Here is a 15,153-nt window from a genome sequence, read left to right on the forward strand (position 1 = left end):
GCGGAAGCGTCCTTGTGAGCGGATCAGAAATAGTCAGGCGCCGCGCGCGGGCATCGCCTGGCCGGCGGCAGGCTCCGGCCGGCCGCGGGGTACCGCGGTGCCGGGGCCGAAGGCCAGATGCAGCAGGGTCACGACCAGCGAGGCCAGCACCAGCACGCCCATGCCCTGATGGGTGGCGGCCGTCCAGACCGGCACCTGCAGGAAGATGACCGCCGCGCCGACACCGACCTGAAGCGCGACCAGGCCGATGGTGCGGTGCATGTCGCGCGCAAAGCCCGGCGCCCGGCGCCGGGTGCGGCGCGCCCAGAGGAACAACCCCAGAATGGCGAGCGCCGTGACGCCGGCCAGCACCCGGTGGGTGAAGTGCAGCGCGATCAGCGGATCGTCGAGCGGCGGCACCACCGCGCCATCGCAGAGCGGCCAGGTCGAGCAGGCGAGCGAGGCGCCGTTCTTGGCCATCATCGCCCCGGCGGCGATGGTCGAGAGCGCAAGCAGGGCCACCGCGAAGACGGCGAGCCGGGCACCGCGGGCGACAGGCTCGGTCCAGACCAGCGCGCTCTGTGCCGGGCGGCCGGCCGAGACATACATGCCGATCAGCATCGCCAGCACCAGCTGGGCGTTGGAGAGGTGAACCGCGACGCTCCAGGGAGAGTTCCGGTCCAGCACCGTCAATCCGCCGAGCAGGCCCTGCACCAGCAGCAGCGCCAGGGCCGCGATGCCGAACAGGGCCGGGCGCAGGTTTTCACGCCGCATCACCAGCGCCCAGATCGCCAGAATCAGGGTCAGTGGCCCGACGATGATGCCGGCGATGAAGCGGTGCACCCATTCATACATCACCTGGGTGAAGGTGTAGTCGATCCCGGGCACGGTCGCGAGTTTCGCCGGGGTCGGCACCCAGAAGCCGTAGCAATGCGGCCAGTCGGGGCAGGACAGCCCGGAATTGGTCGCGCGGATGACGGCACCCAGAACGATCAGCACGAAGGTGGCGACGATGGCGATGCCGGTGACGGCACGGAAGCGACGGATAGAGGGTTTCATCGGACGGCCGTAACGGTTCGGGTCAGAGAGCGATCAGGCGGCAGGCAGGCGGTCGGCGATCGGCCGCAGGCGGGCGGATCAATGCCGCCGCCTGTAGACGACATAGATCACGATCAGCGAGATCGCCAGCGCATACCAGGTGATCGCGTACTGAAGATGGTCGTTGGGCAGCTCCGACCGGGTCTGGCCGCCCTTGGGCAGGTCGCCCGGGATCGGGGTCGCATCGGCCTCGACATAGACCGGTGCCAGGGTCTCGCCGACGAAATCCCCCATCACCTTCGGGTCGATGGTGAACCAGAAATTCTCGGACGGCCGGTTGTCGGGCACCACCCAGGCTGTGGTTCTGGGCACACGGGCGACGCCGGTGACGGTCACCTCGCCCGGGATCTGGCCGGCGGCACGGGTGGCCGGATCCTTGTGGTCGAGCGGCACCCAGCCGCGGCTGACCAGCACGGTCTGCGCCGCGCCCTCGGGCAGGTCGGTGCGCTCGAACGGCGTCAGGATGTGGTAGCCGGAATTGCCGTTGAGCGATTTGGCCGCCTGATAGAGTTCCTTGTCGTGGCGGAAATGGCCGGTCATCCGCACCCGGCGGAAGGACCATTCGGCCAGCTCTTCGGGTGTGGTGGCCGGGCCGAAGACCGGGAGCGCGACCGGATCGGCGGCGAGGCTTGCCGCACGCTGCTCGATCAGATCGGTCTTCCAGGCCAGGCGCTGAACCTGCCAGGTGCCGAGGCCGAGCATGGCCGCCACGGCCAGCACCACGAGGACGAGCAGAAGTCCCGCCCGTTCAGGCTTTCTGGCAGCGGGGCGGCCGGCGCGACCGGCATGGGGGGGACCGGACGGCGACGGATCAGCGGCGGGCATGATGGGGGGTCAGTCTCCGGTGGTGCCGTCCGCATCCCGGCCGAGGCCGAGGACGCGGTGGCGGTATTGCTGGGCGACCATCCATGCCTTCATCGGCCGGAGCAGGCCGATCGACAGGACCACCGCCAGCGGCAGCCAGATCACGAGATGCAACCAGATCGGCGGCGCCCAGGTGAGTTCCACCCAGAGCACCAGCGCCATCAGGATGAAGCCGGCGATCAGGATCACGAAAGCGGCCGGACCGTCCTCGCTCGCCACGTCCCGCAGGTCCAGGCCGCAGCGGTCGCAGGAATCACGAACGGCGAGAAGCCCCCGGAACAGGCGCCCCTCGCCGCAGCGTGGACAGCGGCAGCGAAGGCCGGCGACCAGCGGGTTAACCGCCGGCCAGTCCCCGCCTCCGCCCTGCCGATCGGTCATCAGCGGCCCCAGACGTAGATTGCGACGAACAGGAACAGCCAGACCACGTCGACGAAATGCCAGTACCAGGCCGCCGCCTCGAAGCCGATGTGCTTCTGGGGGCTGAACTGGCGGGCGATCGCCCGGCGCAGGCAGACGGCCAGGAAGATGGTGCCGACCAGCACATGGAAGCCGTGGAACCCGGTCGCCATGTAGAAGGTGGAGGCATAGACGCCATCGGTGAAGGCGAAGGTGGCGTGGCTGTATTCATAGGCCTGGACGCAGGAGAAAAACACGCCGAGGCCGACGGTGATCGCCAGCATCTGCACGGTGGTGCGGTTGTCGCCCTCGCGCAGCGCATGATGCGCCCAGGTCACCGTGGTGCCCGAGAGCAGCAGGATGGTGGTGTTCATCAGCGGCAGGTGCCAGGGATCGAAGGTCTCGATGCCCTCGGGCGGCCAGACCCCGCCGACCGCTTCGGTCGGGAACAGCGAGGCGTTGAAATAGGCCCAGAAGAAGGCGACGAAGAACATCACCTCCGAAGCGATGAACAGCACCATGCCCATGCGCAGGCCGATCTGGACAACGCCGGTATGGGCCTTGTGCTGCACCGATTCCTTGATGACGTCCCGCCACCAGCCGGCCATCACGCCGAGCACGCAGAGGAAGCCCACCAGCAGGACCAGCCAGCCCACCGGGTTGTCGTGCATGAACATGACCCCGCCGACCGCCATGAGCAGGCCGGACATGGCACCCAGGAAGGGCCACGGGCTCGGATCGACGAGATGATAATCGTGCACTTTGGTGTGCGCGGCGTGTGCTTCGCTCATTCTACACTCCTCCTCAAGGCCGATGCCGCATGACCCCTGGCAGTCGCCCTCGTCCGGCGTCGGCCGTCGGCCCGGGGAACGGGGCGCACCCCCGCCCCCGGCAGCTCCCTGCACCGGACCGCAGGGTTGGTCCGGGCGTTTCCTTCCCGTTGTCGTTCTTCGACCGGCCGCCCTATCCGCCCGCGGGACGGGGCAGGCTGCCGGTCCGGGCGCCGTCGGCCAGGCTGGTGCCCGGTGCCGCCGTCGCGAAATCCTCAAGCTTCCGGCCGGTCCGCTCCAGATAGCTCTGCAGCCCTTCCTCCCCCAGATCGAAGAAGGTGTAGGACAGCGTCACGGTGCGGACCTCGTCGACATTCTCGTCTTCCGCCATCTTCGGGTCGATGTAGAAGCTGACCGGCATGTCCATCGACTGGCCGGGCATCAGCAGCTGCTCGGTGAAGCAGAAGCAGTCGATCTTGTCGAAATAGAGCCCCATCTTCTGGGGCGTCACATTGTAGGCAGCCTGGCCCAGAACCGGTCGGTTGCTGTTGTTGACCGCCTTGTAGAAGGCGAGATGGCGCTCGCCCACCTTCACCACCATTTCGCGCTGCTCGGGGAAGAAGCCCCAGGGCATGCCGCGGGCGGTATCGGCGTTGAAGCGGACCTTCATCTCGCGGTCGAGCACCGGCACCTCGGCCGCATCCGCCACCTGGGTGGTGCCGCCATAACCGGTGACCTGGCAGAACAGGTTGTAGATCGTGGTCGAATACGAGGTCAGCACGGTCATGCCGCCCAGCAGCACGCCGACGCCGATCAGCGTGCCGAGCTTGCCGCGCCGCTGCCGCCGCGCCCGCTCGGTCGCCATCTCATCTCGTCCGTCCGCCTCGCTCACAACCCGTTACCTCTCCGTCAGCTCATCTTCGCGATGGTGATGGCGAAGAACAGAGCCACCATCGCCCAGAGCAGGGCAAAGAGCGCCCAGTTGCGCTGCCGCATGCGCCGCATCCGGTCCTTCGCCTCGGCCGAGGCGGGGTCGATCCGCTCTTCCACCTCGGCACGCTGCGGATCGTATTCCGCCGCGTCATGGTGATCGACGGGACCGTTGCGGGTGTCGGCAGGCGTCATGACCAGCCCCCCAGCCCTGCCGCCTTGTCCACCACCAGCAGGGCAAACAGGGCGAAGAGATAGAGGATGGAAAACCCGAACATCGCCTTGGGGGCCCGATCGCCCTCGCTCTTGGCCACGCGGATCGCATGGCCGAGGAAGATCAGGCTGAGCCCGCCGGCCGCCAGGCCGTACCAGATGCTGGCCAGACCCATCGCCCAGGGCGCCACCGACAGCGGGATGAGCGCCACGGTGTAGATCAGGATCTGCTTCTTGGTCTCGCGCCGGCCGGCCACCACCGGCAGCATCGGCACACCCGCACGCGCATAATCGCCGGCGCGGTAGAGCGCCAGTGCCCAGAAATGCGGCGGGGTCCACATGAAGATCAGCGCGAACAGCACCAGACCGCCCAGCGACACGTCGCCACTGACCGCCGCCCAGCCGACCATGGGCGGGAAGGCGCCGGCGGCACCGCCGATGACGATGTTCTGCGGCGTGCTGCGCTTCAGCCACATGGTGTAGATGAAGACGTAGAAGCCGATGGTCAGCGCCAGCAGCGCCGCCGCCACCGGATTGACCGCAAGGCCCATCACCACCACGGACGCCACAGCCAGCGCCACGCCGAAGGCGAGCGCGGTTTCAGGCTCCATGCGCCCGGCCGGAATCGGCCGGTCGACGGTGCGGGCCATGACCGCGTCGATGTCGCGGTCGTACCACATGTTGATCGCCCCCGACGCCCCGGCACCGACCGCGATGCAGAGCAGCGCCACGAAGGCGAGCACCGGATGCAGATGACCGGGCGCCAGATAGATGCCGACGGCGCCCGTGAACACCACCAGCGACATGACGCGCGGCTTGAGAAGGGCGATGAAATCCCGCACCGACGGATCGGCCGCGGGGGACGCGGCATCTGCGGCAACGGCGGTGGAGGTGTAGACGGAGTCGGTCACGGGCGTGGGCCTTGGTCTTCTGGACGCGGTGCGGGGGAAGGCACCGACCTGGATGAGCTGCGTATCGGACGGATGTTCCGTCGCATCCCGATCCACCCGTTCCGGCACCTGCCCGGCCGACCGGCCCGACCGGGCGGGTCGGAACGGGGTCGGGCGGTTTCGGGGCCGTGGCCGGCGGTGTGGATGCCGCCGGCCACGGCCCCGAAGGACCGGTCTCGGTCAGGCTGCCGTCACTTCACGCGCGGCAGGCCGTCCTCGAAGGTGTGGAAGGGCGGCGGCGAGGTCACCGTCCATTCGAGGGTGGTTGCACCCTCGCCCCACGGATTGTCGGCGCACTTCTGACCGGCGGTCAACGTGCGGAACACCACGAAGATGAAGAACAGCGCGGCGAAGCCCGAGATATAGGCACCCATCGACGCGACATGGTTCCAGCCCGCATACACATCCGGATAGTCGGGGATACGGCGCGGCATGCCGGCCAGCCCCAGGAAGTGCATCGGGAAGAAGGTCAGGTTCACGCCGATGAAGGTGAGCCAGAAGTGGATCTTGCCCAGCGTCTCGGGATACTGCCGGCCCGACATCTTGCCGATCCAGTAGTAGAACCCGGCGAAGATGGCGAACAGCGCGCCCAGCGACAGCACGTAGTGGAAGTGCGCCACAACGTAATAAGTGTCGTGAAGCACCGTGTCCACCCCCGCATTCGACAACACGACACCGGTCACGCCGCCGACGGTGAACAGGAAGATGAAGCCGATCGCGAACAGCATCGGGGTCTTGAACTCGATGGAGCCGCCCCACGCGGTGGCGATCCACGAGAAGATCTTGATGCCGGTCGGCACCGCAATGACCATGGTCGCCGCGGTGAAATAGGCGCGGGTGTCGACGTCGAGGCCGACCGTGAACATGTGGTGCGCCCAGACCACGAAGCCCACAACACCGATCGCGACCATGGCATAGGCCATGCCCAGATAGCCGAAGATCGGCTTGCGGGAGAAGGTCGAGATCACATGGCTGATGATGCCGAAGCCCGGCAGGATCATGATGTAGACTTCGGGGTGCCCGAAGAACCAGAACAGATGCTGGAACAGGATCGGGTCACCGCCCTTGGCCGGGTCGAAGAACGCCGTGCCGAAATTGCGGTCGGTGAGCAGCATGGTGATGGCGCCGGCCAGCACCGGCAGCGACAGCACCAGCAGGAAGGCCGTCACCAGCATCGACCAGGCAAACAGCGGCATCTTGTGCAGCGTCATGCCCGGGGCGCGCATGTTCAGGATGGTGACGATGAAGTTGATGGCGCCCAGGATCGACGCCGCACCCGAGAGATGCAGCGAGAAGATCGCCATGTCCACCGCCGCGCCGCCATGGGACACATTGCCCGACAATGGCGGATAGATCGTCCAGCCCGTGCCCGCACCGCCATCGACGAAGGCGGAGCCCAGCAGCAGCGCGAAGGACGGCGGCAGCAGCCAGAAGGAGATGTTGTTCATCCGCGGGAACGCCATGTCGGGCGCCCCGATCATCAGCGGCACGAAGAAGTTACCGAACCCGCCGATGAGCGCCGGCATGACCACGAAGAAGATCATGATCAGGCCATGCGCAGTGATGACCACGTTGTAGAACTGATAGTCGCCGCCGAAAATCTGGTCGCCCGGAGACGCCAGCTCGGCCCGGATCAGCATCGAAAAGAACCCGCCGATCAGACCCGCGACCACCGCGAACACAAGGTACATCACGCCGATGTCCTTGTGGTTCGTGGAGAAGACCCACCGCTTCCAGCCCGTCGGATGGTGTGCGCCGTGAGCGTCATGTGCGCCCGCGTGTGCCATAACCAATCCCTCTCGTTGTCGGATGTGCCCGCGGAAGCTCACCGGCCCGCCAGCGCGACCCGGACCTCGTCGGTCCCGTCGACGCGGGCGAACCTGCCCTGTGCTTCGGTCACCCAGTTTTCGAAATCGCCCTCGGCCCGCGCCTCGATCACGATCGGCATGAAGCCGTGCCGCACGCCGCAGATTTCAGAGCACTGGCCGTAATACACACCCGGCTTTTCGACCCGGAACCAGGTCTCGTTCAGCCGGCCCGGCACGGCGTCCATCTTCACGCCGAAGGACGGCATCGCGAAGCTGTGCAGCACGTCCTCGCTGGTGATCAGCAGGCGGACGGTCTTTCCGGCCGGCACGACCACCCGGTTGTCGACCTCCAGCAGGCGATGACCGCCGGCCGGGAGCGCGTCACCTTCCAGCAGGTTGCTGATGAAGGTAAAATTGCCGTTGTCCGGGTATTCGTAGGACCAGTACCACTGGTGCCCGATCGCCTTGATGGTCAGATCGGCCTCTTCCACCTTGTTCTCGAAATAGATCAGGCGGAAAGAGGGGATCGCGATCACGACCAGAATCAGGATCGGGGCAACGGTCCAGCCGATCTCGAGCAGGGTGTGGTGCGAGCGCTTCGACGGAGTCGGGTTGGACTTCCGATTGAAGCGAAGGACGACGACGACCAGCAGGGCGAGCACGAAAATCGACACGCCGAAGCAGATGTAGAGCAGGATGTCATGCAGATCGACGACCCGCTCCATGACAGGCGTCGCCGGCGCCTGGAGATTGAGCTGCCAGTCATGGGCAACTCCTTCCGCGAACGCCGCCCCGGTCGTCCCGAACAGGACGGCGCAGACCGCGATCAGCGAAGAGACTAGATCCTTGGACCTCATTCTTGGGCCTTCCCCCTGCGGATGGCTCCGCCCGTCTTCTGCCGGACGGCGTTAGACCACGTCCTCAGTTCGCCTTCGTGTGGCAATTGGCCGCATTGGCTGCGACCAAGGCTACACGACGCCCGTAAGTCTAACAAGCCGCACGGATATGGTATCCATGCAGCTCAACCACGGTTGGAGTCTCCGCGGTTTTTCTGTGCTTCTTAGGCTGAAGCGGAGTCCGCTCGGGAAAAATGCGACAACTTGTCGCACAGAACCTGGAGGTGAATCCGCCATGCGGTCCGGTCCATTCGGCGGGTCCTTCCGTCCGGCATGCTCCCATGGCGGTCCGGAGGGAAAGACGATGCCGGTGAGGGCTGAAACGGGCGGAAGCAGAGCGTCGCGCGCACGATCCCTTATATCCCCCGGCCGACCGCTCCATATACCATGCATGAACGGCAGGCCGACGTCCAACCCTCTGGCTGGCACCGGCCGCCTGCCGCACATCGGGGCAACCTTCCGCCCCGTCACGAGTTCCGCCCGTCCGACCAGGTAAGGCCCGAGATCAATGCCCGATACCGCCAAGCTCACCGCCACCGATCCCTTCTTCGCCTCGGGGGCACTCGATCGCTCGCGCCTGGAACGCCAGGTCGCCGAGGCGCTCGCGGGGGCGGATGACGGCGAACTCTTCCTCGAATACCGTCAGTCCGAAGTGCTGGGCTTCGACGACGGCCATCTGCGCTCCGCCACCTTCGACACCGTCCAGGGTTTCGGCATGCGGGCCGTGGCCGGCGACACAGTCGCCTACGCCCATGCCAGCCAGATCGACGACGACGCGCTGGCGCGTGCCGCCGACACGGTCGGCGCCGTGCTGCGCGGCCATGGCGGCACGCTGGATCTGGCGCCCGCAAAGCCCGGCCCTGCGCTCTACCAGCCCGGCAACCCGCTGGATGCGATGCCCTTTGCCGACAAGGTGAAGCTGCTGGCCGAGATCGATGCCTGGGCGCGGGCCCGCGACAACCGGGTCCGCCAGGTCAGCGCCACGCTGTCGGCCAACTGGCAGGTGGTCGAGATCCTGCGCCCCGACGGCAGCTCCGCCCGCGACGTGCGGCCGCTGGTCCGCATCGGTGTTTCGCTGCTGGTTGGCGAAGGCGACCGCCAGGAAAGCGGCTATGCCGGTGCCGGCGGCCGCGCCGGCTATACCGCCTGGGTGGCGCCGGAACGCTGGCAGGCGCTGGTCGAAGAGGCGCTGTCTCAGGCGCTGATCAATCTGGAAGCCGCCCCCGCCCCCGCCGGCGAAATGACCGTGGTGCTGGGCTCCGGCTGGCCCGGCATCCTGCTGCATGAAGCCGTGGGCCACGGGCTGGAGGGCGATTTCAACCGCCGTAAGCTCTCGGCCTTCTCAGGGCTTATCGGCGAGCGTGTGGCCGCCCCGGGCGTCACCGTGGTCGATGACGGCACCCTCCCCGACCGGCGCGGCTCGCTCACCATCGACGACGAGGGCACGCCATCCTCGCGCACCGTGCTGATCGAGGACGGCATCCTGAAGGGCTATATGCAGGACCGGATGAATGCCCGGTTGATGGGCGTGCCGGTCACCGGCAACGGCCGCCGCGAAAGCTATGCCCACCAGCCGCTGCCGCGGATGACCAACACCTACATGCTGGGTGGCGACAAGGACCCGGCCGAGATCATCGCCTCGGTCAAACGCGGCCTGTATGCCAAGGAATTCGGCGGCGGCCAGGTCGACATCACCTCGGGCAAGTTCACTTTCTCGGCCTCGCTCGCCTATCTGATCGAGGACGGGAAGATCACCCGGCCGGTGAAGGGCGCCACGCTGATCGGCAACGGCCCCGACGTTCTGAAGCGGGTGTCGATGATCGGCAACGACATGGCGCTCGACGGCGGCATCGGCTCCTGCGGCAAGGACGGCCAGTGGGTGCCGGTGGGCGTGGGCCAGCCGACCCTGCGCATCGACGGTCTGACGGTCGGCGGCACCGAGATCGCCGCCTGATCGTCTCACCACCCGACATGAAAAACCCCCGCCGGGCAAACCGTCCGGCGGGGGTTTTCTCATGCGCGGTCTTTCGGCTCAGCCGGCCGTGGCGGGCCGCCGGCCCGGCCCCGCGGTGCGCCGCTGCCAGAGATAGATCGCAGCCAGCAGCGCCAGCGCCAGCGCCTGCACCTCTATCCGGCCCATCAGCGGGATGTAGGGCGCCAGGAAGCCGGGCCTGAACATCGCGAAGGCCACGGCGAACAGCGCCAGCCGCTCCCAGCCCTTGCAGGCCCGGGCGAACCAGCCCTGCAGGCCGGCGGCGAAGGCGAACATCGCCGCCACCGCACAGATCGAGATCCAGGCCAGATGGATCGGATCGTCGATCCACACCGCCCGCCCGGCATCGTCCACCCCCGAAATCATCAGAAGATCGGTGTTGAACAGGAAGATGAAGGGCAGGATCGCCGTCCGCATGTCGTAGGTGAAGCCCTGGACGCCGGTTTTGATCGGGTCGGCGCGGGCGATGGCAGCGGCGGCATAGGCGGCGAGCCCGACCGGCGGCGTGTCGTCGGCCAGGATGCCGAAATAGAACACGAAGAGATGCGCCGCGATCAGCGGGAAGATCAGCCCGGCATCGCCGCCCAGCTGCACGATCACCGGCGCGGTCAGCGTCGCCATGATGATGTAGTTGGCTGTGGTCGGCAGGCCCATGCCGAGGATGATCGAGGTGATCGCGGTCAGCACCAGCATCAGATAGATGTTGCCGAAGCTGATCACGTCGATGAGGGTGACGAACCGCCCGACCAGGCCGGTGATGGTGACGGCCCCCACGATGATGCCGGCAGCCGCGGTGGCGATGCCCACCGCCACCATGTTGCGGGCGCCGTTGATCAGCCCTTCGAAGATGTCCTGCAGCCCCTGGGCGACGCCGTCGCGCAGGACCTGCCCGACAGGGGTGCCCGGCTCGCGGGTCAGCCAGGCCAGGATCGGCCGCTGCACGATCATGATCACGGCCATGGCCTCGATCGCCAGCAGCACCGACAGCGTGGCCGAGCGCTGCAACACCACCAGGTACCAGACCAGCACCACAACCGGGATCAGGAAGTGCAGCCCGGCGAAGAAGGTCTGGCGGAAGCGCGGCAGTTCCGACCGCGGCACCGGTTTCAGGTCCAGCTTGCAGGCTTCCAGATGGACGACATAGAGCAGCGCCAGATACGAGATCACCGCCGGGATCAGGGCGGCGCGCACCACGTCCAGATAGGGGATGCCCAGGATTTCCGCCATGATGAAGGCGGCAGCCCCCATCACCGGCGGCATCAGCTGGCCGTTGGTAGAGGCCGCAACCTCGACCGCGCCGGCCTTGTGGGCGGGCAGGCCGACCTTCTTCATCAGCGGGATGGTGAAGGTGCCGGTGGTGACGGTGTTCGCGATCGACGAGCCTGACACCAGCCCGGTCAGACCCGAGGCGACCACGGCCGCCTTGGCCGGTCCGCCCCGCAGATGACCGAGCAGCGAGAAGGCCACATCGATGAAGTAGCGCCCGGCCCCCGCCCGATCGAGCAGCGCGCCGAACAGCACGAACAGGAAGACGAAGCTGACCGACACACCGATCGGCACACCGAAAATGCCGGTGTCGCTGAGGTACATGTCGCTCATCAGGAAGTCGAGCGGCACACCCTGATGACGGATGATCCCGGGCAGCCACGGCCCCACGATGCAATAGCCGAGGAACACGATCGCCAGGATCGCGAGTGCCGGCCCGAGCGTGCGCCGGGCGGCTTCGAGCAACAGAATGATGGTGGCGAGGCCGAACCAGATGTCACGCTCCAGCGGCAGACCCGCGCGCATGACGATCTCTTCGTAATCCCACCAGAGATAGAGCACCGCGACGGCGCCGACGACCGCCAGCATGAGATCGTAAACCGGTACCTTTGCCAGCGCCGAACGCGGCCCGCCGGACAGGCGGTCGAGCAGCTTCGCCAGGCGGCCATCGGGCTCGCGATAGGCGGGATAGCACAGGAAGGCGAGCAGCATGGCGAAGGTCAGATGGAAGACCCGCGCCAGGAACTGGTCGAAAGGCACGTAGGCGATATAGAGCTGAAAGGCCGACCAGCCGAGGCAGAGGGCGACGATCAGCCAACGCATCACCGAGCTTGTCGGCGCGCGTGCACCCGCTTCGACCTGTGCGACCAGGGCCTCTGCCGCCGCGATGTCGCCCTCGCCCTCACCCGTCGGCGGCGCGCCGCGGCCCCCCGTTTGCGATGCAGCCATCAGGCCCCTCCTCCCCGGCATTCGCCGCAGGCGCGGCTCGGAATGCGCATGAAACCTCGTGAACCAGATTTGAAAAGACGATGCCGCCGCCCGGTTCCCCAACCGGGCGGCGGCATCACGGCCGGATTACATCCAGCCCTTTTCCTTGTAGTACTTCTCGGCGCCCGGATGCAGCGGGGCGGTCAGGCCCTCCAGCATCTGCTTGGGCTCCAGGTCGCGGAAGGCGGCGTTCGACGCCTTGAAGGCATCGAAGTTCTCGAAGAAGGTCTTCACGAAGGTGTAGACCGTGTCTTCCGAGACGTCGGAGCTGGTGATCATCGTCGCCTTGACCGCATAGGTCTCGGTCGGATGATCGACGCCGCGATAGGTGTTGGCCGGGATGCTGGTCATCACGTAATACGGCCGCTCGCCGACGAACTTCTTGATCGCGTCGGAGTTGACGTTGATCAGGTCGATCTCGGTCGAGTTCGCCGGATCCTCGATCGCCGCCGACGGGTTGCCGACGGTGTAGAAGAAGGCGTCGATCTTGCTGTCGACCAGGGCGCGCGAGGCCTCACCCTGCTGCAGGCCCTGGGCGTTCAGATCCGAATCCGGATTGATGCCGTAAAGGTCCAGCACGTCCATGGCATTGCCGCGCTGGCCCGAGCCCGGATTGCCGATATTGACGGTCTTGCCCTTCAGATCCTCGACCGACTTGATGCCGGTCTCCTTGCGGGTGACCAGCAGCACGGTCTCAGGGTGGACCGAGAACACGCTGCGCAGGTTCTCGACCTTCTTGCCGTCCCAGTCGGCCGCACCGCTCCAGGCATTGTAGTTGGCGTCGGACTGCGCGACGCCGAAGTCGAGCAGACCACGGCTGACGGCATTGACGTTGAACACCGAACCCAGCGCCGGACGGCCGACGCAGTTCAGCTTGTCGGCCGCCTGCTTGTTGATGATGGCACAGGCCTGCAGCGCCACCTGATAATAGACGCCGGTGACCGCACCGCCGCCGATCAGAATGTCGGTGGCTGCCGCGGCCGGAACCGTGGCGCCCGCCATACCGGCGGCAAGGACGGTGGCCGCAAGGGCCGTTTTGCGAACGAACATCGCTCTCCCTTTCCCCTCGTTACTCGATCGTTGGAAGTCTTCGGGCTCCGGCTTACCCAAGCCCGAACAGGGCACGCGCCGTCGCCGCATCGGCGACGGGCCGCCCCAGCGCCGCCGCCACCCCGGCCGCCTGGCCGATCAGTGCGGCGTTGTCCGGGGCGGGGGCCCCGTCGCGCAAGGTCATGTTGTTCTCGAAGCCGAGCCGCGCATGGCCGCCCAGCGAAATCGCCGCCCCGGTCGCGGCCAGTTCCGCGGGCCCGAAGGCGCAGACCATCCAGGGATCCTCGAACCCCGTCTCGGCACGGGCGGCCAGGAAGCCGACCAGATCCCCCGGCCGGCCACCGCCCGGCGCATAGCGCCCCAGCACATAGAGCACCGGTGCCGCACTGCCCTCCAGCCCGTCGGCCACCGGCAGGATGCCCCGGTCGCGCAGGCGGGCAAGCCGCTCCACCTCCTGCGCATCATAGAGGATCCACTGCCAGCGGCCACCCGCCGCGGCCAGATCATTCAACAAACGGGCAAGATCGGCCTCTGCCGCACGCCCGACTCCTTCCGGCAGGAATTCCCTGAGCCCCAGCGAGCAGAAGCGGGGCTTCAGCGTCCGCATCGCCGCGATCTGGGCCGGCGCGTCATAGATGCCGGCCGCCTCGCTGGTCACCTGGATGACCAGCCGGTCGCCCAGCGCATCTTCCACCGCCGCCACGGCCGCACGGTAAAGCTCGGGATCCAGGCTGTGCCGGCCATCGGTGTCGCGAACATGCAGATGGATCATTGACGCCCCTGCCGCCACGGCATCGGCGGCGGCCTGCGCCAGCTCGGCCGGCGTCAGCGGCAAGGCGGCATGATCGGCCTTGCCGCGGCGCGCACCATTGGGTGCCACCGCCAGAACCACTGGCGTGTCATAAGCCGTCGTCATCAACGCTGCCTCTTGCTGGGGGCGGACAAGATGCTCCACCGATCATCCATCATCGATCCCGCCTTGTCTGCCCGTGATCGCACCGGGCTTCGAAGTTGAGCGATCTTTTCGCGATCCGCGGGGTGCGATGGAACGTCGTTGCGCCGGACCGTCGAGCAATGTGCGAAATCCGTCGAGATGGGCTTCGGCCCGGGCCACACGGTCGTCGGCAGGGGCGCCGATGCCCACCGCCACCAGGCCGACCAGGGCCTGGGCGAGCGCCAGCCCACTGGTCAGGGAGCGGAAGATCCCGGGCCCGTCATGGGCCATCACCAGGACATGATCGGCATAGGCTGCGATCGCACCATCGCGGTCGTCCGTCAGCACCACCACCGTTGCCCCGGCCCCGGCCGCAAAGACCACCGCATCACGGGTCGCGCGGGCATAACGGGTGATGGTGACGGCAATCAGCACGTCACCCGCCCCCAGATCCCGGAGCCGGTCGGGCAGAAGCCCTGCCGCGTCCCCCGCAAGCTCCACCGCGGGCCGGACCAGATCGAGCGCATAGGCCAGAAAGAAGCCGAGGGTATGGCATTTGCGCTGGCCGACCACCACCACCCGGCGGGCGGCCACGATCGCCCCGGCGGCTGCCGCCAGCGCCGGGGCTGCGTCGCCCCCCAGGCTGCGATCCAGATTGGCCCGGTCGGCCGCCAGAAAGTCGGCGACCAGCCCGGCAGGGCCGTCACCGGCCCCCAGACGCTGCAGCCGGCGTGACCGCGCGGCATAGCGGCCGTCGCCGCCACCGGCCAGCCGGTCGCGGAACAGCGCCCCCAATTCGGTGAAGCCGGCATAGCCCAGCTTTTCGGCCAGACGCACGAAGGTGGCGGGCGTCACCCCCGCTTCGTCGGCAAGACGGCGCATCGACACCAGGGGCACGCGGTCGGGATGGTCGAGCAGATGGCGCGCCGCCCGGCGCAGCTGCGGGCTGAGACCGTCCATGCCGGCCTCGATCCGCTGCAGCACCTCGTCCGCGCCCGCCGCTCCGCTCATCTGCCCCT

General features: G+C 67.4%; 14 protein-coding genes. 1 reads left to right on the forward strand and 13 read right to left on the reverse strand.

The window, feature by feature from the left end:
• Positions 1-33 precede the first annotated feature (33 nt).
• From TMO_RS14145 to coxB, 9 genes are all read right to left on the reverse strand, one after another.
• Positions 34-1,038 (reverse strand): COX15/CtaA family protein, encoded by a 1,005-nt coding sequence (locus TMO_RS14145; RefSeq protein WP_014746321.1) that lies wholly within the window; start codon positions 1,036-1,038, stop codon positions 34-36.
• A 78-nt stretch (positions 1,039-1,116) separates the two neighbouring features.
• Positions 1,117-1,902 carry an SURF1 family protein gene (locus TMO_RS14150; protein WP_041604982.1) on the reverse strand — a complete coding sequence of 262 codons (786 nt, stop codon included), beginning with the start codon at positions 1,900-1,902 and terminating at the stop codon, positions 1,117-1,119.
• 9 nt (positions 1,903-1,911) lie between these two features.
• Entirely contained in the window at positions 1,912-2,319 is a 408-nt protein-coding gene (locus TMO_RS14155) for a DUF983 domain-containing protein (RefSeq protein WP_051045387.1), read from the reverse strand.
• Positions 2,319-3,128: a cytochrome c oxidase subunit 3 gene (locus TMO_RS14160; RefSeq protein WP_014746324.1), complete on the reverse strand. Its 810-nt coding sequence runs from the start codon at positions 3,126-3,128 to the stop codon at positions 2,319-2,321. Before TMO_RS14160 ends, TMO_RS14155 begins: the two co-directional genes overlap by 1 nt.
• A 172-nt stretch (positions 3,129-3,300) precedes the next feature.
• Positions 3,301-3,972, reverse strand: coding sequence for a cytochrome c oxidase assembly protein (locus TMO_RS14165; protein WP_014746325.1), 672 nt, complete (start codon positions 3,970-3,972; stop codon positions 3,301-3,303).
• Between the two features lie 44 nt (positions 3,973-4,016).
• Entirely contained in the window at positions 4,017-4,232 is a 216-nt protein-coding gene (locus TMO_RS14170; protein ID WP_014746326.1) for a hypothetical protein, read from the reverse strand.
• Positions 4,229-5,161, reverse strand: a complete 933-nt coding sequence (gene cyoE / locus TMO_RS14175) for a heme o synthase (protein WP_145978139.1) — start codon at positions 5,159-5,161, stop codon at positions 4,229-4,231. The genes TMO_RS14170 and cyoE overlap by 4 nt, the downstream gene beginning before the upstream one ends.
• Before the next feature lie 230 nt (positions 5,162-5,391).
• A complete protein-coding gene (gene ctaD, locus TMO_RS14180) occupies positions 5,392-6,987 on the reverse strand; it encodes a cytochrome c oxidase subunit I (RefSeq protein WP_041604984.1) in 1,596 nt (531 codons plus the stop codon).
• Between the two features lie 38 nt (positions 6,988-7,025).
• A complete protein-coding gene (gene coxB / locus TMO_RS14185; RefSeq protein ID WP_014746329.1) occupies positions 7,026-7,865 on the reverse strand; it encodes a cytochrome c oxidase subunit II in 840 nt (279 codons plus the stop codon).
• 547 nt (positions 7,866-8,412) lie between these two features.
• Between coxB and tldD the strand changes: the two genes are divergently transcribed.
• Positions 8,413-9,858: a metalloprotease TldD gene (tldD, locus tag TMO_RS14190; protein WP_014746330.1), complete on the forward strand. Its 1,446-nt coding sequence runs from the start codon at positions 8,413-8,415 to the stop codon at positions 9,856-9,858.
• A 78-nt stretch (positions 9,859-9,936) separates the two neighbouring features.
• Here the strand turns inward: tldD and TMO_RS14195 are convergent, their stop codons facing one another.
• The 4 genes from TMO_RS14195 to TMO_RS14210 all read right to left on the reverse strand — a co-directional run bounded on the left by TMO_RS14195 (position 9,937) and on the right by TMO_RS14210 (position 15,145).
• Complete coding sequence (locus TMO_RS14195; RefSeq protein WP_014746331.1) at positions 9,937-12,111, reverse strand: TRAP transporter permease; 2,175 nt, start codon at positions 12,109-12,111, stop codon at positions 9,937-9,939.
• A gap of 126 nt (positions 12,112-12,237) precedes the next feature.
• Positions 12,238-13,200 (reverse strand): TAXI family TRAP transporter solute-binding subunit, encoded by a 963-nt coding sequence (locus tag TMO_RS14200; RefSeq protein WP_014746332.1) that lies wholly within the window; start codon positions 13,198-13,200, stop codon positions 12,238-12,240.
• A 52-nt stretch (positions 13,201-13,252) separates the two neighbouring features.
• The gene (locus TMO_RS14205) at positions 13,253-14,116 is read right to left on the reverse strand and encodes a 3-keto-5-aminohexanoate cleavage protein (RefSeq protein WP_041604986.1); all 864 of its coding nucleotides are present in this window, start codon (positions 14,114-14,116) and stop codon (positions 13,253-13,255) included.
• Positions 14,117-14,158: 42 nt separating this feature from the next.
• Positions 14,159-15,145 carry a MurR/RpiR family transcriptional regulator gene (locus TMO_RS14210; protein ID WP_014746334.1) on the reverse strand — a complete coding sequence of 329 codons (987 nt, stop codon included), beginning with the start codon at positions 15,143-15,145 and terminating at the stop codon, positions 14,159-14,161.
• Positions 15,146-15,153: the final 8 nt, after the last annotated feature.

Origin of the sequence: Tistrella mobilis KA081020-065, from assembly GCF_000264455.2 — a bacterium.
Classification (GTDB): Bacteria; Pseudomonadota; Alphaproteobacteria; order Tistrellales; family Tistrellaceae; genus Tistrella; species Tistrella mobilis.

Excerpts from the sequence above, each read along its gene's own strand:
- TMO_RS14165 (WP_014746325.1), bottom strand. The coding sequence starts at position 3,972 with ATGGCGACCGAGCGGGCGCGGCGGCAGCGGCGCGGCAAGCTCGGCACG.
- TMO_RS14145 (WP_014746321.1), bottom strand. The coding sequence starts at position 1,038 with ATGAAACCCTCTATCCGTCGCTTCCGTGCCGTCACCGGCATCGCCATC.
- TMO_RS14210 (WP_014746334.1), bottom strand. The coding sequence starts at position 15,145 with ATGAGCGGAGCGGCGGGCGCGGACGAGGTGCTGCAGCGGATCGAGGCC.
- coxB (WP_014746329.1), bottom strand. The coding sequence starts at position 7,865 with ATGAGGTCCAAGGATCTAGTCTCTTCGCTGATCGCGGTCTGCGCCGTC.
- TMO_RS14160 (WP_014746324.1), bottom strand. The coding sequence starts at position 3,128 with ATGAGCGAAGCACACGCCGCGCACACCAAAGTGCACGATTATCATCTC.
- TMO_RS14155 (WP_051045387.1), bottom strand. The coding sequence starts at position 2,319 with ATGACCGATCGGCAGGGCGGAGGCGGGGACTGGCCGGCGGTTAACCCG.
- TMO_RS14150 (WP_041604982.1), bottom strand. The coding sequence starts at position 1,902 with ATGCCCGCCGCTGATCCGTCGCCGTCCGGTCCCCCCCATGCCGGTCGC.
- ctaD (WP_041604984.1), bottom strand. The coding sequence starts at position 6,987 with ATGGCACACGCGGGCGCACATGACGCTCACGGCGCACACCATCCGACG.
- TMO_RS14170 (WP_014746326.1), bottom strand. The coding sequence starts at position 4,232 with ATGACGCCTGCCGACACCCGCAACGGTCCCGTCGATCACCATGACGCG.
- TMO_RS14195 (WP_014746331.1), bottom strand. The coding sequence starts at position 12,111 with ATGGCTGCATCGCAAACGGGGGGCCGCGGCGCGCCGCCGACGGGTGAG.
- TMO_RS14205 (WP_041604986.1), bottom strand. The coding sequence starts at position 14,116 with ATGACGACGGCTTATGACACGCCAGTGGTTCTGGCGGTGGCACCCAAT.
- tldD (WP_014746330.1), top strand. The coding sequence starts at position 8,413 with ATGCCCGATACCGCCAAGCTCACCGCCACCGATCCCTTCTTCGCCTCG.
- TMO_RS14200 (WP_014746332.1), bottom strand. The coding sequence starts at position 13,200 with ATGTTCGTTCGCAAAACGGCCCTTGCGGCCACCGTCCTTGCCGCCGGT.